At 31.6% G+C, this 21,224-nt stretch carries 20 protein-coding genes; 9 read left to right on the top strand and 11 right to left on the bottom strand.

The features are described 5' to 3' along the window. Positions 1-31 precede the first annotated feature (31 nt). Genes AB3G39_RS07115 through AB3G39_RS07105 form a run of 3 tightly spaced genes read left to right on the top strand, consistent with a single transcriptional unit; the run spans position 32 to position 2,268 of the window. On the top strand, positions 32-1,285 hold the full coding sequence (locus AB3G39_RS07115) for a dihydroorotase family protein (protein WP_367771246.1): 1,254 nt from the start codon (positions 32-34) through the stop codon (positions 1,283-1,285). Between the two features lie 4 nt (positions 1,286-1,289). Further along, entirely contained in the window at positions 1,290-1,619 is a 330-nt protein-coding gene (locus AB3G39_RS07110; protein ID WP_367754404.1) for a hypothetical protein, read from the top strand. Between the two features lie 4 nt (positions 1,620-1,623). After that, positions 1,624-2,268 (top strand): alpha/beta hydrolase, encoded by a 645-nt coding sequence (locus AB3G39_RS07105; protein ID WP_367771249.1) that lies wholly within the window; start codon positions 1,624-1,626, stop codon positions 2,266-2,268. Positions 2,269-2,299: 31 nt separating this feature from the next. On the opposite strand, the gene AB3G39_RS07100 is transcribed toward AB3G39_RS07105, so the two are convergent. Together AB3G39_RS07100 and AB3G39_RS07095 are read right to left on the bottom strand one after the other, a co-directional pair. Beyond that, a complete protein-coding gene (locus AB3G39_RS07100) occupies positions 2,300-2,803 on the bottom strand; it encodes a hypothetical protein (protein WP_367771252.1) in 504 nt (167 codons plus the stop codon). Positions 2,804-2,814: 11 nt separating this feature from the next. Continuing rightward, entirely contained in the window at positions 2,815-3,579 is a 765-nt protein-coding gene (locus tag AB3G39_RS07095) for an MBL fold metallo-hydrolase (protein WP_367771255.1), read from the bottom strand. A 96-nt stretch (positions 3,580-3,675) separates the two neighbouring features. Here AB3G39_RS07095 and AB3G39_RS07090 point away from each other — a divergent pair, with 96 nt between their 5' ends. Beyond that, positions 3,676-5,136, top strand: coding sequence for a TonB-dependent receptor (locus AB3G39_RS07090; RefSeq protein WP_367754412.1), 1,461 nt, complete (start codon positions 3,676-3,678; stop codon positions 5,134-5,136). A 71-nt stretch (positions 5,137-5,207) separates the two neighbouring features. On the opposite strand, the gene bcp is transcribed toward AB3G39_RS07090, so the two are convergent. Then, positions 5,208-5,660, bottom strand: coding sequence for a thioredoxin-dependent thiol peroxidase (gene bcp / locus AB3G39_RS07085; protein WP_367754414.1), 453 nt, complete (start codon positions 5,658-5,660; stop codon positions 5,208-5,210). A gap of 334 nt (positions 5,661-5,994) precedes the next feature. On the opposite strand from bcp, the gene nth reads away from it, so the two are divergent. After that, a complete protein-coding gene (nth, locus tag AB3G39_RS07080) occupies positions 5,995-6,645 on the top strand; it encodes an endonuclease III (protein ID WP_367754416.1) in 651 nt (216 codons plus the stop codon). Between the two features lie 276 nt (positions 6,646-6,921). On the opposite strand, the gene AB3G39_RS07075 is transcribed toward nth, so the two are convergent. From AB3G39_RS07075 to AB3G39_RS07065, 3 genes are all read right to left on the bottom strand, one after another. After that, complete coding sequence (locus tag AB3G39_RS07075; protein ID WP_367754418.1) at positions 6,922-7,506, bottom strand: RNA polymerase sigma factor; 585 nt, start codon at positions 7,504-7,506, stop codon at positions 6,922-6,924. A 317-nt stretch (positions 7,507-7,823) separates the two neighbouring features. Continuing rightward, a complete protein-coding gene (locus tag AB3G39_RS07070) occupies positions 7,824-8,579 on the bottom strand; it encodes a family 16 glycosylhydrolase (RefSeq protein ID WP_367754420.1) in 756 nt (251 codons plus the stop codon). Between the two features lie 6 nt (positions 8,580-8,585). After that, positions 8,586-8,795 carry a fibronectin type III-like domain-contianing protein gene (locus AB3G39_RS07065; RefSeq protein WP_369766267.1) on the bottom strand — a complete coding sequence of 70 codons (210 nt, stop codon included), beginning with the start codon at positions 8,793-8,795 and terminating at the stop codon, positions 8,586-8,588. Positions 8,796-9,041: 246 nt separating this feature from the next. Between AB3G39_RS07065 and uvrA the strand changes: the two genes are divergently transcribed. Next, positions 9,042-11,828, top strand: coding sequence for an excinuclease ABC subunit UvrA (uvrA, locus tag AB3G39_RS07060; RefSeq protein WP_369764663.1), 2,787 nt, complete (start codon positions 9,042-9,044; stop codon positions 11,826-11,828). An 83-nt stretch (positions 11,829-11,911) separates the two neighbouring features. Here the strand turns inward: uvrA and AB3G39_RS07055 are convergent, their stop codons facing one another. The 5 genes from AB3G39_RS07055 to AB3G39_RS07035 all read right to left on the bottom strand — a co-directional run bounded on the left by AB3G39_RS07055 (position 11,912) and on the right by AB3G39_RS07035 (position 18,199). Beyond that, positions 11,912-12,208: a hypothetical protein gene (locus AB3G39_RS07055; protein ID WP_367754426.1), complete on the bottom strand. Its 297-nt coding sequence runs from the start codon at positions 12,206-12,208 to the stop codon at positions 11,912-11,914. Positions 12,209-12,588: 380 nt separating this feature from the next. Continuing rightward, positions 12,589-14,058: a lipopolysaccharide biosynthesis protein gene (locus tag AB3G39_RS07050; protein ID WP_367771264.1), complete on the bottom strand. Its 1,470-nt coding sequence runs from the start codon at positions 14,056-14,058 to the stop codon at positions 12,589-12,591. A 36-nt stretch (positions 14,059-14,094) separates the two neighbouring features. Continuing rightward, a complete protein-coding gene (locus AB3G39_RS07045; protein ID WP_367771267.1) occupies positions 14,095-15,387 on the bottom strand; it encodes a glycosyltransferase family 4 protein in 1,293 nt (430 codons plus the stop codon). Between the two features lie 51 nt (positions 15,388-15,438). Next, positions 15,439-17,868, bottom strand: a complete 2,430-nt coding sequence (locus AB3G39_RS07040; protein WP_367771270.1) for a YfhO family protein — start codon at positions 17,866-17,868, stop codon at positions 15,439-15,441. Between the two features lie 49 nt (positions 17,869-17,917). Further along, positions 17,918-18,199 carry a DUF4834 family protein gene (locus tag AB3G39_RS07035; protein ID WP_367754434.1) on the bottom strand — a complete coding sequence of 94 codons (282 nt, stop codon included), beginning with the start codon at positions 18,197-18,199 and terminating at the stop codon, positions 17,918-17,920. A 132-nt stretch (positions 18,200-18,331) separates the two neighbouring features. Between AB3G39_RS07035 and AB3G39_RS07030 the strand changes: the two genes are divergently transcribed. From AB3G39_RS07030 to AB3G39_RS07020, 3 genes are all read left to right on the top strand, one after another. Continuing rightward, positions 18,332-19,297, top strand: a complete 966-nt coding sequence (locus AB3G39_RS07030) for a transporter (protein ID WP_369764662.1) — start codon at positions 18,332-18,334, stop codon at positions 19,295-19,297. Between the two features lie 187 nt (positions 19,298-19,484). Beyond that, on the top strand, positions 19,485-20,678 hold the full coding sequence (locus tag AB3G39_RS07025; RefSeq protein ID WP_369764661.1) for a C10 family peptidase: 1,194 nt from the start codon (positions 19,485-19,487) through the stop codon (positions 20,676-20,678). Positions 20,679-20,691: 13 nt separating this feature from the next. After that, on the top strand, positions 20,692-21,198 hold the full coding sequence (locus tag AB3G39_RS07020) for a hypothetical protein (protein ID WP_369764660.1): 507 nt from the start codon (positions 20,692-20,694) through the stop codon (positions 21,196-21,198). Positions 21,199-21,224: the final 26 nt, after the last annotated feature.

Genomic DNA, 21,224 nt, shown 5'->3' with positions numbered 1-21,224 from the left:
GTATTAAGAATTAAAAAAATAAAATCCACATATGAAACTTATCATCCGAGAAGCAAAAATTATCGACCCACAAAGTCCTTTTCATAACAAAAAAGCAGATATTTTAATTGTAGATGGTTTTATAAAAAAAATAGCAACTTCAATCCCAAATGAAGAAAATATCGAGGAAATAAAACGTGCTAATTTACATGTTTCCCAAGGCTGGTTTGACAGTAGCGTATCGCTAGGAGAACCTGGTTTTGAAGATAGAGAAACAATAGCAAATGGATTACATGTAGCGGCAAAAAGTGGTTTTACTGCAATTGCGTTACAACCCAACTCCTTCCCTATTATAGACAATCAATCCCAAATAAACTTTGTACAAAGTAAAGCTTTTGGAAGTGCAACTCAACTGTTTCCCATTGGTGCTTTAACAAAAGGAAGCGAAGGAAAAGATATGGCTGAATTGTATGATATGAAAAAAGTGGGGGCAGTCGCTTTTGGGGATTACAATAAAAGCCAAGACAATGCCAATCTACTAAAAATAGCCTTACAATACGTTCAAGATTTTGATGGATTAGTGATTGCTTTTCCACAAGATGAAAAAATAAAAGGAAATGGAGTGGCTAATGAAGGTATCGTATCCACAAGATTAGGCTTAAAAGGCATCCCAAATCTAGCGGAAGAATTACAAATTGCCCGCAATCTATTTTTGTTAGAATATACTGGAGGAAAATTACATATCCCCACAATTTCAACTGCAAAATCTGTGGAACTAATTAAAGATGCAAAAGCAAAAGGACTAAGCGTTAGCTGTAGTGCAGCAGTGCATCATTTGGTTTTAACAGATGAAAAACTAGAAGATTTTGACACACGACATAAAGTTACACCACCATTAAGAACAGAGCAGGATCGAAAAGCACTAATCGAAGGGATACTAGATGGTACAATTGACATGATTACATCCGACCACAACCCCATCGATATTGAGCATAAAAAAATGGAGTTTGATGCCGCCAAAAACGGAACTATTGGACTAGAAAGTGCCTTTGGTTCTTTAATGACCGTATTGCCTTTAGAAATAATAATAGATAAATTAACTGCCGGAAAAACTACTTTTGGCATCGAAAATTCTATCGTTACCGAAGGAGCCAAAGCCAACCTAAGCTTGTTTTCACCTGAAGAAAATAGCACATTTACAAAAGCATCTATTTTGTCAAAATCCAAAAATTCTGCTTTTCTAGGAGTAGAAATGCAAGGAACCGTGTACGGTATCGTAAATCAAGATCAATTAATTTTAGCATAAAAACATGAATAACAACACCGTTGAAAAAGGTAAAACTACAGCCATAACCAGTTATATTCTAGGAATTGGAGTCTTTATTGCCATGTCTATGAATGCTGAAGATAAAAACACTTTTGCCTCCTTTCATATTCGTCAAGGATTAGGATTAACAATTACATTTATTTCATTAGGGCTTATTGTAAGTAACTTTGATAGTTTAATGATATCAGCTCCAATGTGGATTTTTGTTTCTATTTTATGGACTTATGGTATTTTCAGTGCGATAAAAGGAGAAACAAAACCAGTTCCTTTAATTGGAAAACTTTTTCAAAAATGGTTTACAAACATATCTTAATCAAATGAAATTATCTTTAGAATACCTCGTAAGAGAACCCAAAATAAAATTAGACAAAAATCCTTTATTACTTTTACTCCACGGTTACGGAAGCAATGAGGAAGATTTATTCTCCTTTGCAACTGAACTTCCTGATGACTATTACGTGATTTCAGCACGAGCACCTCATACTTTGCAGTATGGCAGCTATGCATGGTACGCAATAAATTTTGATGAAAATCAAAATAAATTTTCAGATAACGAACAAGCAAAAGTATCCCGAGATTTAATTACTACTTTTATTGATGAATTAATAGCGACCTATCCTATTGATACGGATAATATTATCTTGACAGGATTTAGTCAAGGGGCGATATTGAGTTATGCCGTGGCACTTTCACATCCAGAAAAGATTCATAAAGTGGTTGCATTGAGCGGTTATATAAGCGAACCTATTTTTGAAGAAAATTATAAAAATAACGATTTCTCCAATTTAAAAATATTTGCTTCTCATGGGACTGTAGACCAAGTAATACCAGTAGATTGGGCTAGAAAAACTAAACCATTTCTAGATAATTTAAATATAAAATCAACTTATAAAGAATATCCAATAGGACATGGGGTTTCACCTCAGAATTTCTATGATTTTAAAAATTGGTTGTTAGAATAAAAAAAAGGTTCCAAAATTGGAACCTTTTTTTTTAGCGTTTTTGATATAATAAAGACTGAATCACCTCAAATGAAATCGTTTCATCTTGATTTACAAAATACTTCAGTAAAACTTCTCCCCAAATTTCACCATCGCTATAATCAGCGATAATCCATCTGTGATTTAACACTTTCACTTTGTTGATTATAAATTTATTAGCCCCTATTTGATCTTGTCCTACGTAAGGATTCCCTTTTGGATTTGAATTTAAATCCATCAATTTCTCTTTCACATAAGGAATTAACTTTTCATACTGGATTGTTTTTTCGGAACCTGAAGTATCAAAATAGTTTTGTGCATTTTCATTTTTTTCCAATGAAAAATAGTTCGCATCAGTCAATTTTGCCGTTACCGAATTCAAACTGTCTTTTAGTTTTTTGGTCGTTTTTTCGTATCTATGTTGCTCATATTCTACTTCTTTACTTAAAAACATGTAGGTATAGACGTTTAATAATGCAATAAGAATAAAGGCATACAGCAATAATGATTTTTTCATTTTATATTTAATTAAATTGTAATTTCTAAATTGTCAAAAGCAAGATAGACGTTTTTAGGTAATTTTTTTTGCACATCCTCATGAAACCCTAGTAAATGACTAATGTGCGTTAAATAGGCTTTTTCTGGATTAACCAAAGCAATAAAATCTAAAGCTTCTTGTAAGTTGAAATGAGAAAAATGATGTTCTTCTCGCAAGGCATTTATAACTAATACTTTTATGCCTTTTAATTTTTCAGTCTCGACATCTTCAATAGTTTTAACATCTGTCAAATAAGCAAAATCGTCTATTCTAAAACCAAAAACTTGAAGATTCCCGTGCATGACATTTATAGGAATTGCTATTTTATCACCAATAGGAAATGGTTGGTCGTTGATTATTTCAATTGTCTTTACAGAGGGTGCGCCAGGATACCGATTTATGGTTTCAAAAACATAATCAAATCGTCTTTTTAGATTCTCAATTACCCTTTGATGTGCATAAATAGGAATTTCTCCTTGTTTAAAATTAAAAGGTCGAATATCGTCTATACCAGCAGTATGATCCGAATGTTCATGAGTAAATAGGATTCCATCTACTTTTTGACAATTTGAAGTAAGCATTTGCTGTCTAAAATCGGGTCCGCAATCGATAACGTAAGAATAAGAATCCCACGAAACCCAAACAGAAACACGTAACCTTTTATCCTTATAATCAGTACTTTTACATACTGGATGGCTACTCCCAATTATAGGAATTCCTTGAGAAGTACCAGTGCCTAAAAAATATACCTTCAAATCTATTTTATTTTTTTACAAAAATAGGATTAATTATCTTTCATAAGAAACCTATTTCATTAACTTTGTACATTATTAGCCATATTTAAAATAAAAATGGATACTGCAATAAAACTAAAAGGTGACAAAGTCATCGAACAAATACCTTCAATAAAAGATAAGGCACTCCGTATTAATTTGAACGAAAATATATATGGAACTTTTGCCGAAATTGGAGCTGGACAAGAAACGGTAAGACACTTTTTTAGATCTGGTGGTTCTTCAGGAACTATAGCTAAAGCTATGTCTGCTTACGATAAAGACTTTAGTGATGCGATATATGGCACTGAAAATGATGGGCGTTATGTAACTGAAAATCGATTAAAAAAGATGTTAACTTTTGAAGGAGAGTTAATTGAAGAACGATTAAGTAGAGAAAAGCACCCTAATAAAATGTTTTTTAGTTATGCTAATACTGTAGCTACTATTGACTTTGCAAAGCAATTCAAAGGACATGGATGGGTTGGTATTCGCTACCAAATTGAGCCTGATGAAGATTATAATGAAATTACGCTTCATATTCGTTTTAAAGAAACGGATGCACGGTTACAACAAGAAACATTGGGTATTCTTGGAGTAAATTTAATATATGGTGCTTTTTATAAATACAACGACCCTAAGCGATTGTTGCGTTATTTATACGATCACCTTGACAAAGACCAATTAGAAATTGACACCATTAATTTTTCTGGACCTCGTTTTGCTGATGTTGACAATCGTTTAATGAGTTTACAATTAGTGAAAAACGGAATGACTGATGCTGTAATGTTTGACCCTAACGGTAAAAACATTCTTCCTGCCGCCATATTATACAAAAAGAACATTCTAGCATTGAGAGGAAGTTTCCGTCCTGTAACTAAGGTAAATATGGACATGTATGAGAAATCATTAAAAATGTTCATTGAAGAAAATAAAGTGGAAAAAGAAAATACATTAGTTGTATTTGAGATTACACTTTCTAATCTTCGTTCTGACGGAGAAATTGACGAAAGAGATTTTATGGATCGTGCTGAATTACTTTGTTCATTAGGACAAACAGTAATGATTTCTAATTTCCAAGAATATTATAAAGTAGTAGAATATTTTGCTAACTATACTAAAGCTCGAATGGGGCTTGCTATGGGAGTAAATAATCTAGTCGATATATTTGATGAAAAATACTACCGTCATCTAAGTGGTGGAATACTTGAAGCATTTGGAAAATTATTCTATCGCGATATGAAAGTATTCCTATATCCTATGCTAGATGAAAATGGAGATATTGTTACATCAGAAACACTAAAAGTACACCCAAGAATGAAAGAATTGTATAAATTTTTTAAATTCAACGGAAAAGTGATTGACATTGACGATTATGACCCTGAGAATCTGGAAGTATTCTCTCGTGAAGTACTTAAAATGATTAGTGATGGAAAACCAGGTTGGGAACCAATGCTCCCTTCTGGTATTGCGGAAATTATTAAAGAACATCATCTGTTTGGGTACAGCCCAAATAAAGTTTTAAAGGAAAGTAATTAATTTAAAACCAGAAAAAAGAGCCAAGAAAAAGACTACGATTCTGTCTATTTCTTGGCTCTTTTTTTATCTGCTTATTTCAGTATTTGATCAGCATGTTCTTTCGTTTTCACTTTTTCAATTACTTCATCAATAATTCCATTTTCATCAATTACAAAAGTGGTTCTATGAATTCCATCGTATTCTTTGCCCATAAATTTTTTAGGTCCCCAAACACCAAAAGCTTCAATAACTGATTTGTCTTCATCGGCTAATAAGGGAAATGGAAGTTCATATTTTTCCTTGAACTTGGCTTGCTTGGCTTGAGCATCAGCACTTACACCTAACAAAGCATAATTATTAGCTTCAAAACGCGAAAAATTATCGCGTAAATCACATGCTTCTGCGGTACAACCTGGCGTACTTGCTTTTGGATAAAAGAAAACCACTAGCTTTTTTCCTTTATAATCGGCTAATTTATGTGGTTTTCCATCTTGATCTACTGCTGAAAATGCAGGCGCTTTATCTCCTTTTTTTAATGTTGTCATCGTTTTATTTTTTTTACCACTAAGATCACTTGGATTTTTCGCTAAGTTCACTAAGCTTTGAATGAAAATTTTATTATTTATGAATTCTTTTTGTTTGTTTTTTTTAACCGCAAAGTTCACTAAGAGTTTTATTGCGTTTTTATTTGAAGCCCCAGATGGAAGTGAAAAGCCCGGACTGAAAAAAACTATTTTTTTCTTGTCAAGAAGAGCGACCAGAGGAAGCTCCTTATTTGACATTAGAAAAAATGTTTTTTAAAGGAGGACTTATAACGAACAGCTGGATTAGGCACATCCTAAAAATTATTCTATTTTTACAAGATATAAATTTACAAAAATGACCAAGCAAGAACGTGTAACATTTGTTATAAATACGTTAAAAGAATTATACCCTACGATTCCTATTCCGTTAGATCACAAAGATCCTTATACTTTGTTGATTGCTGTTTTACTTTCGGCACAATGTACAGATGTTCGTGTGAATCAAATCACGCCTTTACTTTTTGCTAAAGCGGACAATCCGTATGATATGATTAAAATGTCAGTCGAGGAAATTAAGGAAATTATTCGGCCTTGTGGGCTTTCGCCAATGAAATCGAAAGGCATTCATGGTTTATCTCATATTTTAATAGACAAACACGGAGGCCAAGTACCACAAAGTTTTGAGTTTTTGGAGGAATTACCTGCCGTAGGGCATAAAACAGCAAGCGTAGTGATGTCACAAGCTTTTGGCGTTCCCGCATTTCCTGTAGACACACACATTCATCGCTTGATGTACCGATGGAATTTGACTAATGGTAAAAATGTAGTTCAGACTGAAAAAGATGCTAAACGTATTTTTCCAGAAGAAATTTGGAATGATTTACACCTGCAAATTATTTGGTACGGAAGGCAATATTCGCCAGCTAGAGGATGGGATTTAGAAAAAGACATTATTACTAAAACTGTAGGACGCAAATCTGTTTTAGCAGCGTACTATAAAAAATAAATTTCCCCAATTTGAAAATCAAAATAGGGAAATTTACTTCATACAAGTCATCTTAACTTAACCTTGTATATTGCTTTTAAAAAGCTAATTAGCTATTATTTCGAAGCTTTGATTCTTTACATTTATGATGCTCAAAGCTTTTGAATAATTCAATAAAAAAGAAACGATTTCTTTTTTTGGCTTCATTGTCGTGGTAACAAATGAATTCTTAGAGTAAATTTTTGCCATGTTATACTATTTGTTTTCTAATACAACGTTGCTTTTATTAATTTATTGTCAATTAGTTAAAACTATTTGATGTTTATCAATCACTTTTCTCAAATTCATTAAAGCATAACGCATTCTCCCTAAAGAGGTATTTATGCTTACGCCTGTAATTTCTGAAATTTCTTTAAAGCTCATATCCTGATACATTCTCATAACCAAAACTTCTTTTTGATCGAGCGGTAATTCCTCTATTAATTTTCTGATGTCCTGCTCAACTTGCGCTGAAATTAATTGATTTTCAATTGTGGGAGAATCATCAGACATGATTGAAAAAATAGAAAACTCCTCTGTTTCTCTGAATAGGGGCATTTTTTTATTTTTTCTGTAATGATCAATGATAAGATTATGAGAAATTCTCATTACCCACGGCAAGAATTTACCTTCTTCGTTGTAAGAGTTTGATTTTAATGTTTTGATTACTTTAATAAAAGTGTCCTGAAAAATATCATTAGAAATATCTCTATCAGAAATCTTGGAATAAATAAATCCAAAAATTCTTGATTCATGCCTTTTTATTAATGTAGCCAAGGCATTTTCATTTCCTGATACATAATTTTGTACCAATAAAGCGTCTGGAAGTTCTAAATTAGCCATAGTTTTACCTTTTAGTTTAATTAAAAATTTTTCGAAATTTTTCTAAAAAAGTAGTTTTATGTATAGGCTAATTGTAGTTTTGTGTTAATAGATTGGTCAAATTTAACAAATATTTACTTGAAATTACAACTAAAGTTAAGAAAAAAATAACGCATTATATAAAAAATTCTTACTAATTGTTGTTTTTTTTTTAACCATCCAAAATTCAAATAATAATTAGCAGTTTTCTTAAACAATAGTCCCACAGTTAATTATAAAAAAAGAGATGATTTTACTTAACTAATATCAGGTCTTTTTTATTAAATATGAATTTAAATTTATTGATACACTTTTATATAATCTAAAATGAATTTTTTAGGAAAAATAGCGTCATCAACTTCAGGTCCACCAAAATTACCTCCAATAGCTAGATTAACAAGAAAATAAAACGGTTTATCAAAAGGCCAAGTATCTTCATTTTTGACTTCTGGATAAAAGGTATAAATCAAGATACCATCAACATAAAAATCCATTTTATCTTTTGTCCAATCGATACCAAATCGATGAAAGCCATCTTCAATGCATTCAATTTTAGTTTTCTTAGAATTTATAGAATTCCCATGACTATCTTGGGTATGTAAAGTGGTATAAACCATCTGCGGTTCTTTCCCAACGTATTCAAGTATATCAATCTCACCTGATTTTGGCCAACCTACTTCATCTATATTAGAACCTAGCATCCAAAATGCAGGCCAGATTCCTTGCCCAACAGGCAACTTAGCTCTAGCTTCAAAATAACCATACAAAAATTCTTTCTTGTCTTTCGTTGTTATTCGGGTAGAAGTGTATTTATTACCTTCTTTTTTAGCGGTAATTACTAGATTCCCATTTATTAATTCATGGTTCTCATTGGTATATAATTGCCTTTCATTATTACCCCATCCGCAATTAGGACAACCATTACCTAACTCTATGTTCCAAACTTTTTCATTTAATGATTTTCCTGAAAAATTTTCTTCCCAAACTAATTTTCGTTTGCCTTGCTGAGCAAAACCCAATTGCCCAATTATCAATAAGATTAAAAATTTATTCATTTCGTATTAATTAGTATATTGAAAATTAGATTCTAAAGTTGTAGCGGAGTTTCCTCCTATAAAAATCTTAAAATCACCCACCTTTGCTTCCCATTTAGAATTAGCAGTATAATATTGAATTGTATTTTGATTAATTACAAAAGTCACCGTTTTGGTTTCATTTGGTTGTAATTCTATCATCTCAAAGCCCTTTAGTTCTTTAAGAGGTCGAGCCACACTATCTAATGGACTTGTTTTGTTATTGTCCAATGTATTAATAACAATAATTTTTTGTTACAATTTATAAGTGTACTAACTCCTTTTCATTTATCAAAAGAGCTATCGCTTTTTTAACCCCGTCTAAAATAACAATATCATTCCATTATTTTCATCAAAAAGTTTGTAATTCCTAAAATTTGTGAATTGTTCACCCGCTTTTCCCCAATGAAAAATGATTACTTTTGTAAAAATATACCATTTCTTATGCAAGTTGATTTTTCCAAAATAGACCCCAAAAAAAACATTATAATTAAAGGAGCCGAGGTACACAATTTAAAAAGTGTAGATGTGGTAATTCCTAGAAACAAATTGGTAGTTATTACTGGACTTTCTGGTTCTGGAAAATCGAGTTTGGCTTTTGATACTTTGTATGCCGAAGGACAACGCCGCTATGTAGAAAGTTTATCTTCCTATGCAAGACAATTTCTTGGACGATTAGACAAGCCAAAAGTAGAATACATCAAGGGCATTGCTCCCGCTATTGCCATTGAACAAAAAGTAAATACGACAAATGCACGATCTACCGTTGGAACTTCTACGGAAATTTATGATTACATGAAATTGCTTTTTGCTAGAATTGGGAGAACATTCTCCCCTATTTCTGGTCAAGAAGTAAAAAAAAATACCGTTACAGATGTTATTACTGATGTACAAAATTTTACCCTAGATAGTAAATGGTTGCTTCTCGCTCCCATTCACCTAGAAGAAGGTAGGAAACTAGAAGACAAACTAAAGGTATTGTTACAACAAGGTTTTTCAAGAATCTTAGTTGACAATACAATGGTTCGTTTGGACGAAATTGATCAGCATTCATTAGATAATAAAGATATAACCCTTATTATTGACAGAATTGTAGTTAAAGAGGAAGAAGAGTTTTTTAATCGTCTTGCTGATGCCGTGCAAACCGCTTTTTATGAAGGAAAAGGAATTTGCTATTTACAGGAGTTAAACTCTGAAAAAAGATATTCTTATTCTAATAATTTTGAATTAGATGGAATAACTTTTTTGGAGCCTAATGTTCATTTATTCAGTTTCAACAATCCTTACGGAGCTTGTCCTGTATGTGAAGGATATGGAAACATTATAGGAATTGATGCTGAATTGGTTGTACCCAATACCACTTTATCAATATTTGAAAATGCTATTTTTCCTTGGCGTGGGGAAAGTATGAGTTGGTTTAGAGACGAATTAGTTAATAATGCATATAAATTTGACTTTCCTATCCACAAACCATTTTTTCAATTAACGGATGAACAAAAAGAATTAATCTGGACGGGTAACTCCTATTTTCAAGGACTCAATGATTTCTTTAAAGAACTAGAAGAAAAAAATTATAAAATTCAAAACCGCGTCATGCTTTCTCGTTACCGTGGTAAAACCAAATGCCATTCTTGTAAAGGAAAACGACTTCGAATTGAGGCCTCTTATGTAAAAATAAATGATAAAACGGTTTCGGATTTAGTGGATTTACCTATTAAACATTTAGTTGCTTTTTTTAAAGATTTAAAATTAGATGTTTATGATCAACAAATTGCTAAACGCTTGTTATTGGAAATCAATAACAGATTATCATTTTTAACCGAAGTAGGGTTGGATTATTTGACATTGAATCGAAATTCATCTACGCTATCAGGTGGTGAGTCGCAACGAATTAATTTAGCCACTTCTTTAGGAAGTAGCTTGGTTGGTTCCATGTACATTTTGGACGAACCTAGTATTGGGTTACACCCAAAAGATACAGAACGCTTGATAAAAGTATTGATTTCATTACGTGATTTGGGAAATACTGTAATTGTGGTGGAACACGATGAAGATATTATGAAAGCAGCCGATATGATTATCGATATTGGACCAGAAGCAGGAACCTTTGGCGGTAAATTAGTCGCGCAAGGAAGCTATAACGAAATCCTGAAGTCAACTTCTTTAACGGCTAAATATTTAAATGGCGAACTCGAAATCGCGGTTCCCAAAAAACGAAGACCATTTAAGAATTTTATAGAAATAAAAGGAGCGAGAGAAAACAATTTGCAAAATATTGATGTTACTTTTCCATTGGATGTATTAACGGTTATAACGGGAGTTTCTGGAAGTGGAAAAAGTACGCTTATTAAGAAAATTTTGTTTCCGGCGATGCAGAAAAAACTGGACAATGCAGGTGAAAAAGCAGGTCAGTTTAGTGAAATAAAAGGTTCGTTTTCACATATAAAACATATCGAATATGTGGATCAAAACCCAATTGGGCGAAGTTCCCGTTCTAATCCAGTAACCTATATCAAAGCATACGATGACATTAGAGAATTATTTGCCAAAGAAAAGTTATCTAAAATAAGAGGGTATCTACCCAAACATTTTTCTTTTAACGTAGATGGTGGCCGTTGTGAAACTTGTAAAGGAGAAGGTTCTATTAATGTTGAAATGGTATTTATGGCCGATGTACAATTACCATGTGAAACTTGTAATGGAAAACGATTTAAAAAAGAAGTCCTTGAAGTAACATTTGTAGGCAAAAATATACATGATATTCTAACACTGACTATTGATGATGCTGTCGCTTTCTTTGAAACTAATCAGCAACATAAGATTACTCAAAAACTAAAACCGTTACAAGACGTAGGATTGGGATATGTTCAATTAGGACAGTCCTCATCCACTTTGTCTGGTGGAGAAGCACAACGAATAAAACTAGCTTCTTTCCTTGTAAAAGGCGCTACAAAAGACAGAGCACTATTCGTATTTGATGAACCTACGACAGGATTGCATTTTCATGATATTAAGAAACTATTAGCGTCCTTTGATGCTTTAATTGAAAAAGGACATTCCATACTTGTTATTGAACACAATCTAGACCTAATTAAATGCGCCGATTGGATTATTGATTTAGGTCCTGAAGGTGGGGAAAATGGAGGGAAACTTTTAGCAGTTGGAACACCTGAACAAATTGTAAAAATAAAAGAATCCGTTACAGGTAAATATTTAAAAGATAAAATATAAGCTTTAACACTTGAGCAAAAAAAACTCCTATTCTGTTTAAAATTAAACAAGTATAGGAGTTTTTCTATTTTATAGACTAACTATTAACTAAAGCATTTATCTTCAAATGGATTACCATCTTCGTCAATAGCAATTAATATTACTTTTTCTTTATTAGACACACAATACAAATAAAACCATGGCAATGACCACAGTCCAAAAGTGATACATGAAATTAAAAAATTGAAATTATGGTTCACTTTTTTCCCCTTCTTTGATAAAACAGCAAAAGGTAATTTATCATTTCTTTCCACTACAGTAAAACCATTATTCATTTTTTCTTTCAAAATTTTCGTGAATTTAGAAAAATTTTCTTCTGGAGTAATTGTATTAATTTTCATCGCTATAATTGTTTTTATTTACCTAGTAAAATCGTCAACGGATCCTTTTATAAATAGGATATAAAATTAAACAGTTTTTCTAGTTGCCACAATACCCACTTTTAGTGATATTTCAAAAAACTTTGCAAAGCATTAGAATCTGTTCTTACTAATTATTTACAAATGTATTTCTTATAAAAAGATAAAATATTACAAATTAAAACTATAAGTTTATAAAATTCACAGTAATCTAAAACACTGTATAGCATTAATTTAACGAGAGATACAAGAGATACAAATAGGATTAAAAAAAGCAACTACAATTTGAGTTGTAGTTGCTTTTTTTAAAAAATTAATCAATCTGAAAAATATTTTTTAGATCCTCAAGATTTCGGGCCTAATTATATATTTATTTTTAACCTTTTTAAAAGATTATTTATCACTTGATTTATTTCGTTAGAAATGACAAATTTATAATTAAGGTAAACATATGAAATAGTTACCAGAATCGATTTTAACCCTATTGCAATAATGGGATTAAAGGGAAATTGCCAAAAATAAAATAATACAAATAATACAAGTGTTAGTGCCATTGAATATAAAGTTTGGTTTGTAAAAGGATACAAGTGCAATCGTTTTACTACAAACATTAATTTTGCCAAACTATATAACGTGATGGATAATAAAGTCGCAAAAGCAGAACCCAAAATTCCATAAATAGGAATAAAAATCATATTTAATCCAATAGTTAAAAAAACCAGTACTACTCCTAAAAACAAAACGGCACGATAGTATTTTGTATTGAAAATTATAGCATTATTGTTCCCCAATATTAAATCAAAATACTTGGATAACCCAATCATAAAGACAACTAATATACCACCGCTGTATTCCTTTGGAACCATTTCATACAGTTGACTTATGTTCACAAAAATGCACAACATTACAAACCCACCCACTACTTGTAAATTAATAGACGTTTTCTTGTACAAACTATTCATTTCTTCATGCTTGTCTTCGTGCATTAATTTTGCAGTTATTGGATACACAATTTGATGCATTGCACGACTAGGAACAGAAATAACTAGTGCAATATAGGTTGCCACAGAATAATAAGCTATATTTTCAATTTTAATGTATTGATTGAGCATTAGTTTATCAATATCTAAAAGTAAAGTAGCTACACTTCCAGATAAAATAATAAAAAAAGTATAGACCATAATTTCCTTCGCATTATGTGGAATGGAAAATTGAAAATTAGGTTTTTTTAAGTAAAAGGCATACAGCATTGTTACAATAAATGCAACAAAATAAATCCCTGCGGTAACATACACAAATTGAATAACCGAAATCCAATTATAATAAACTCCAACCAATGTCAATAATGAAAACGAACGCAAACCAACTTCTTTAATAAAATTACCAAAAACTGAATGCATATGAACCCTAGCCCATGCATAAAATATTTCGAAATAAGCCATGCATAAACCCGTAAATGGTATCAACCACAAATACTCTTTTACTATTGGATTTTCTTTTGATAAAAATTCTGAAATATCACTATAAAAAAACAATCCAATCAATAATAAGGGAATCGATAATAACAGTGGAAACAATACTGTAAAAGACAAAAATTTAGATTCTTCTTGTTCTGTTTTACATTGAGAATAAAATTTCACCAATGTATTTTGCATTCCAAAAGCCAAGAGCGGCATAATAATACTGGAAGCCGAAAGAACATAATTAGTTAGTGCATAATAGGTTGCCCCAAGAAAGAAAGGATACAAGTAAATTGTATTTACAGCCCCAATTCCAAAACCAACATAGGTTATTACTGTATTCTTTAAAGACTGATTTAATACTATTCCCATTCTTTACTATTGCGAGACACCAATAATCTCTTTATGTTATTTATTAAGTAGCTGTACTAATTCTTTAGTCAAATTTTTTCTGGAATATTTTTGCAAACCCACACCATTGGATTTTAATTTACCTTCTAAAAACTGATTATAAAAGTCCAAAAGTACACTTTTTAACTTCTCTTTTTCAGAATAGTTAAAGAACACTCCTGTATTCGTATTGGTAATAATTTCGGCAAAATCAGAATCTTTTGGACCAATCGCAATAATGGGTCTATTAGAAACCATATATTCGAATAATTTTCCAGGAATAATACTCTTAGTATCTTCAGAATCAATTTCAATCAGCAATAAAACTTGTGACTTTTTTTGATGAACAATTGCTTCCCCATGTGAAACATATCCTAAGTTTTTCAAATAAGGAACTAAATCAAAATTTTTAATTTCATCCAATACTTCTTGACTAACAGCCCCAATTAATTTTATTTCTAAATGTCTTTTAAAATCAGGTATTTCGTTCAGTAATTCTTTTATACTTTCCCATAAAATAATTGGATTTCTTTCGGACAAGAATGAACCAATATGAGCCAAGCTAAACTTAGTATCTAATTCCTGATTTGCTATGGTTTCCACGTCATACCCATTGGTAATTACTTCAATCGGCTTTGTCGTTATTGCTTGAAATTCAGCTTTTGTAGTTTTACTGGTAACAATAATAGTATCTGCAGTATTCAAAACCTGGTACTCCAAATCTTTATGTTTTTTTGCAGCATAATTCGATAAACGAAGTGATTTATGATATCCTATAGTGGTCCACGGATCACGGAAATCAGCAATCCATTTTAAATTTAGTTTTTGTTTTAATTCTAATCCTATAAGATGTAAACTATGTGGTGGTCCAGAAGTAATAATAGTATCAATAGTATTCTCGGCAATGTATTTTTCTAAAAAAGAAACAGACGGTTTAACCCAAAATACACGAGCATCAGGAATAAATAAATTACCTCGAATCCATAGGAACGTTTTGTCTAAAAAAGACTGTTTTTTTTGATTTGGAATTATCCCTGAACTTATCTTTTTGGTTTTAGATCTAGAAAAAAAAGATGCCAATTGATATGGCTCAAAAATTTTATGTTTTAAAATAACTGTAGCAGCCGAAACTTCTTTTTCTAAATCGGTATCCACAATAGGATACGTTGGGTTTTCAGGAATGTAAATGATGGGTTGAACTCCAAATTCTGGTAAATATTTTACAAATTTCAACCAGCGTTGCACACCTGGACCTCCAGCTGGTGGCCAATAGTACGTTATAATTAGAACTTTTTTAGTTTCAGCTTCCAAGTTTATAGTTTAAAGTTAAATAGATTATTCTATCTGCAAAATCTGAAATCGTTAATCAACAATCTTAGATCCATTTTTTCTTTCAAAATAAACTCCGCCTATTACCAATAATAACATTCCAGCTAAACTAATTAATGTTATAATACTTCCGGTTTTAATTACTTGTGGCTCAAATTTGAACTCAATTGTATGTTCTCCTCCCGGTACAATCATGGCTCTCAATACATAATCAACAGGAAAATGATCTGTTTTAACACCATCAATATAGGCATTCCAACCATTTTCATAATAAATTTCAGAGAAAACGGCTAGACCTTCTTTTCCATTTGTAGATGTATACTTTATATAATTAGGTTTGTAAACCTTTAATTTAATAGTCCCTGAAGTATCTAAGTTTCTTTTTAATCTGGCATTTTTAAATTTATCTCCATACAGATGAATATTGAAAATAGCGGCTCTTTTTGTATCGATTTTATCCAACATTTTCATTTCATCATTGGCTTTATTCACCAACTTAACATCATTTACAAACCAAGCATTACCATTGGCATCTGGATTAACAATTGGAAATTCTTTTCCTTCCTTATCCGTTTGAATGACATACTTTACATTTAGCATATTCAGTATATCCAAATTGTTTTTAGCCAGCTGATAATCAAATAATTGTTGCACTCTTCTAGGCCTTACAGCACTATACCCTCCAATTGACTTATGAAAATAAGAAGTCCTTGCTCCCATTAAATCTCCAGCCTCAAAAACACGGTAATGCGTAGTGTCCTTTAAAATTTGAGTATCAGAAGGTTTTTCATGGAAAGGAACTTCAACATCTCTTCCACTAACAAAATCTTTAGCTGAAACATATTTTTTATCTACAAAAAACAAATCCGAGACCATAAATAATCCTACCAAAATGATAGCGGTATTTTGAGCTATTTTATTTTTAATGAATAACCATAAAACGCCAGCTACTAATAGAATAAAAAAACCTGATCGCAACAAGTCCGCACTATACAAACTCATTCGGTCGCCTTTTAGTGCCTCTACAAATTGTGGTCCGTAACTTTCTAAATAATACCCATCATTTGCGCTAGAAAAGCTAAACATGCTTTTACATAAAAACAAAATCAAAATTATTCCTAAACCTAAAGTTCCTGATTCTAATAACCCTTTAGTTTGTTTCTCTTTTTCTAATTTAAAGAATGATTGCAACCCCATTATAGCTAAAACAGGAAAACACAACTCTAGTATAACTTGTATTGATGAAACAGCCCTAAACTTATCATACATAGGTACATAATCAATAAAAAAGTTGGTCAGTAACGGGAAGTTTTTACCCCAAGAAAGTAACAATGATACAACTGCTCCTGAAAGAAAAACATATTTAATTTTACGTTCATCAATAAACAAAGCTAAAATTCCTAAAAAGAAAACAACAACTCCTATATAAGCAGGTGCTGCAACAATAGGCTGGTCACCCCAATAGGTAGGTAGTCCCATTGTGAAATCGGCGGCTTGCCCTTCTGGAACGCCCTGACTAATCATGAATTCATACATTTTACTATCAGTCCCAACTGCTTCATGATTAGAACCTCCAAATAATCTTGGAGCTATCAAATTGAAACTTTCAGTAACTCCATAACTGTATTCAGTAATATAATCACGTGTCATAGCACTATTGGTAGTGTTTTTAGAACCATCAGGATTGTATGTTAGTTCACTTTTCCCACGAATACTAAAATTTGCATATTCAGAGGTTGCTAAAAGATTGGTAGCATTAGCTCCAATAGCAAAAATACCAGCAACGGCTAAAACTCCTAAAGATTTTAAAATTGCATTATACTCCTTGATTTTTACATCCAAATAAATAAAATAACCAGAAAGTATCAACAAGAATATTAATAAGTAATAGGTCATTTGAAAGTGGTTTGCATTTATTTCCAATGCAGTTGCAAACATAGTAAGCAATCCTCCAACAACATATTTTTTTCTATAAACCAAAATAAATCCAGCAATCACAAGTGGCATATACGCAATCGCATGAGCCTTGGCATTGTGACCAACACCCAATATTATAATTAAATAAGTAGAAAAACCAAAAGCTAAAGCACCAAAGAAAGCTTTTAACGGATCCGTTTTAAGAACTAATAACAGTCCGTAGAACCCCAGAAAGTACAAAAATAAATAATCGGCAGGACGCGGTAAAAATCGTAAAACATCATCTATTGCCCCAATAAAATCATATGGATATTTAGCTCCTAATTGGTACGTAGGCATCCCTCCAAAAGAAGAGTTCGTCCAATATGGCTCTATATGATCGGAGGCTCTAAAGTCATTTTGCTCCTTAGCCATTCCAGTATATTGAGCAATATCTGATTGGTAAATTTGTTTTCCCTGTAATACCGGATAAAAATAAAGAAGTGAGACAATTAAAAAACCAACAATGGCTAGCGCGTGAGGATAGAACTTATTTACTATTTTCAATTTTCGAGAGTTTATTTTTTTAAATATGTGTATGTAAACGAGGACAAATTTAATCTATTTCTTCGTAATCAACATATTCTCCTACTTTTTTAGTTTCCCGAGGATTTTTTTCGTTTTTAGTATCATAAATTACTTCATCATTCGTTGGTGATTGATTCCATGAAGTACCCTGAGAACGTTGCTGTTCCTGTTGAAAATTTTGCCCTGCTTTTTCCACTACTTTTTTAACTAATAGAGGCAAAAATAACTTTGCTAAAAACTTAAATATGTAATAGAAAGCAAGTATGTAAAACAATGTTCTTATAAAACCTGTAAAAGAGGCAGTTTGCATAATATAATATTTTTTACAAAATTAATAAATCCATCCCGAAACTTCGGGACAAAATTAAAATATCATTCTTAAATAAATGATAAAATATAGTACATTTGAAATGCGTTATTACTTTTAAACCCAAAAAATAATATGTCAAAACTCAAAACAGCCCTTCTTTTTGTCCTAATTACACTTCCCAGTTTTAATTATGGACAGCATACCGATCAAATAAATTCTAATAGACCCGGCAAAAGCATGTCCGCATTTGCAGTAGGAAAATCAGTTTTCCAAATTGAATCGGGACTATACGGAATTAAGGAAAACCACAGATTGCTTGGATATGATGCCAAAGGTTTTGGTTTAGATTTCACCCTTAGATGGGGATTGTTCATGGAAAAATTAGAATTAATAGCAGATTTACAATATCAAAATGAAAAATTTACAACACCTTATAGTGTTGTCGATAAAAAAGCATTAAAGCAAACCGTTTTAGGTGCAAAATATCTAATTTACGATCCATTCAAAAATTATGAGAAAAAAGTAAACATTTACAGTTGGAAAGCCAACCACAAATTTGACTGGCATCAAATGATTCCTGCCGTATCTATTTTTGCTGGAGCTAACCTCAGCTTTTCTGATAATCCGTATTCTTTCACTAATCAAGCCAGTATTTCTCCAAAAATAATGCTGATCACTCAAAATCATTTAGGTGACGGTACTTGGGTTTTTGTTACTAATATTATAGCTGATTACATTTCAACTGATTATCCTAGTTATGGTTACGTTTTAACTTTAACCAAAGGATTCAATGATCAATGGTCTGGATTTGTCGAAAATCAAGGCTTTAAAAGTGATTTTTACAGCGATGCTATTGTTCGTGGGGGAGCAGCCTATTTATTAAATAAAGACATGCAAATTGACGCATCGATAAGCACTAATTTTAAAGATACGCCAACCGTTCTCTATGGCGGAATTGGTTTTTCTTGGCGCTATGATGCCAATTATCAAGAAGTTAGAATGAGTCTTGACAAAGGCGGAAATAAAAAAACGAAGTCTCAAAAGAAAGTAGAGAAAAAGAATAAAAAACGCAAAGACGAAATAGAAAACACACAATAATATTTCGTAATTCAATAAAAATATAAGAAATATTTTACTAGAATATATTTATCATTAAGATAATTAACTACATTTGAAACACTTAAATACCACATTTTAATTTTTTAATGATAACAATTAAACTATATAAAATGAAACAAAACAAAACAGAACAGAACAGAACAGAACAAGTTATAAACTTGTCAAAATGTTGAAAAAATCAACATTACTATTGTTTTTAGGAATTACTTTTTTAATTTCTTGTAGTAAAGACGATAATCGAGATCGTAGATTATACACTTCTAATGAAGTTAATAAAATTACGGCTATTGATATCGCTCAATATTTTTTCAAAAACAGTAATTCTAAGGCTGGCAAAGGAGTAGATAATACAAAGACAATTAAAGACATTACCACCTACAAAACGCTTAAAAACGAAACTGCTTTTTATGTGATTAATTACAACCAAGGTGGTTTTATAGTAATAGCTGCAGATAATAGAATTAGTCCCATTTTAGCATTTTATGATATTGGCAAATTTAACACAAAACTTACCGAAACGCCAGAGCCAGTTATCGAATGGATGGAAAGCGAAAAAGAGCAGGTTCAATATACTGTAGACCATAATCTTAAACAGAGTAAAAACATTGCTTTAGAATGGAGAAAAATAACAACTGACATCAATGAAACTGGTCCAAGCCAACCATTAAAAAGTATTACGGGAAGAATAGATCCAGACCCAACTCCTTGTGCAGATTTATATATTACTAAAGGCCCTTTACTAAAAACATCCTGGGACCAATGGGGTAATGGTTTTAATAATTTAATTCCATATGATTGCCCTTCTAACCCTGGAGGAAAAGCACCAACTGGATGTGTAGCAACTGCAATGGCACAAATACTATTCTATTTCAAAAAACCAAATACTTACAATTGGTCAAATATGCCCACAACATATGGAACTTATGATACTCAACTTTTAATGAAAGATGCTGGTTTATCGGTAAATATGCAATACAACTGTGAAGGTTCTGGAGCATACGCGATAAATATTGTTCCTGCTTTAAAAAATACTTTTGGATATTCGAATGCATCATATACTACAACTTATAGCTCAACTCTGATTACTGATAATATCGACACTAATAAACCTGTCTTACTAGGAAGATTTCCATCCTCTGGAAGTGGACATGCTTGGGTTTGCGACGGATATCAAAGAAACACATATTATGAACGAGACAATCTTGGAAATTGTACTGGATTTGCTACAACTACATTATATTTAAATATGAATTGGGGATGGGGAGGTCAGAACAATGGATATTATGCATATAACAATTTTAACCCAGGAACTTCTTCTTATAATAACAATCGTACTATTATATACAATATAACACCTTAAAATCTAATTTATTATGAAAAAAATTTTTATTCTTGCTGCCGTAATACTATATATTTCCTGCAATAACGATGTTGAAAGCAAACAGGCTACCTTAATTTCTGCGAATATCAATGTGTACCTTAAAAATAGTGCTGGTGAAAACATTTTAAACACAGATAAATATCCCGAAAATAACATTAGTATAAAATACCTAATAGCTGGAAAAGAACTTGGTTATGGTTATGATACACCCAGTGCTATACTAGACAATCCTAAAGGTTTTTTTCTTGGCATACTGTCTGAAAACGAAACCGGAAAAGGAATGCGTGTCTTTTTAAATAGCGATGCTTCCGAAGAGTATCCTATTACTTATATTCATTGGAATTCTATAGAAACTGATATTATCAAAACAAAATATAAAAGAGGAAATGGAAATGATGGTACTTACGTTATATTAGAAAAAGTTTGGTTAAATGATGTTTTAGTTTGGGAAGTTGAAAAACAAGGTCAAACAAATAATAATATCACGATAGTCAAATAAAATAAATAGCTATTTTCAAACTCAAA

The organism is Flavobacterium sp. WC2416 (genome assembly GCF_041200095.1).
GTDB lineage: Bacteria > Bacteroidota > Bacteroidia > Flavobacteriales > Flavobacteriaceae > Flavobacterium.
Note: the sequence above shows the minus strand (reverse complement) of the source record. Positions and strands in the feature narration are given on the sequence as shown.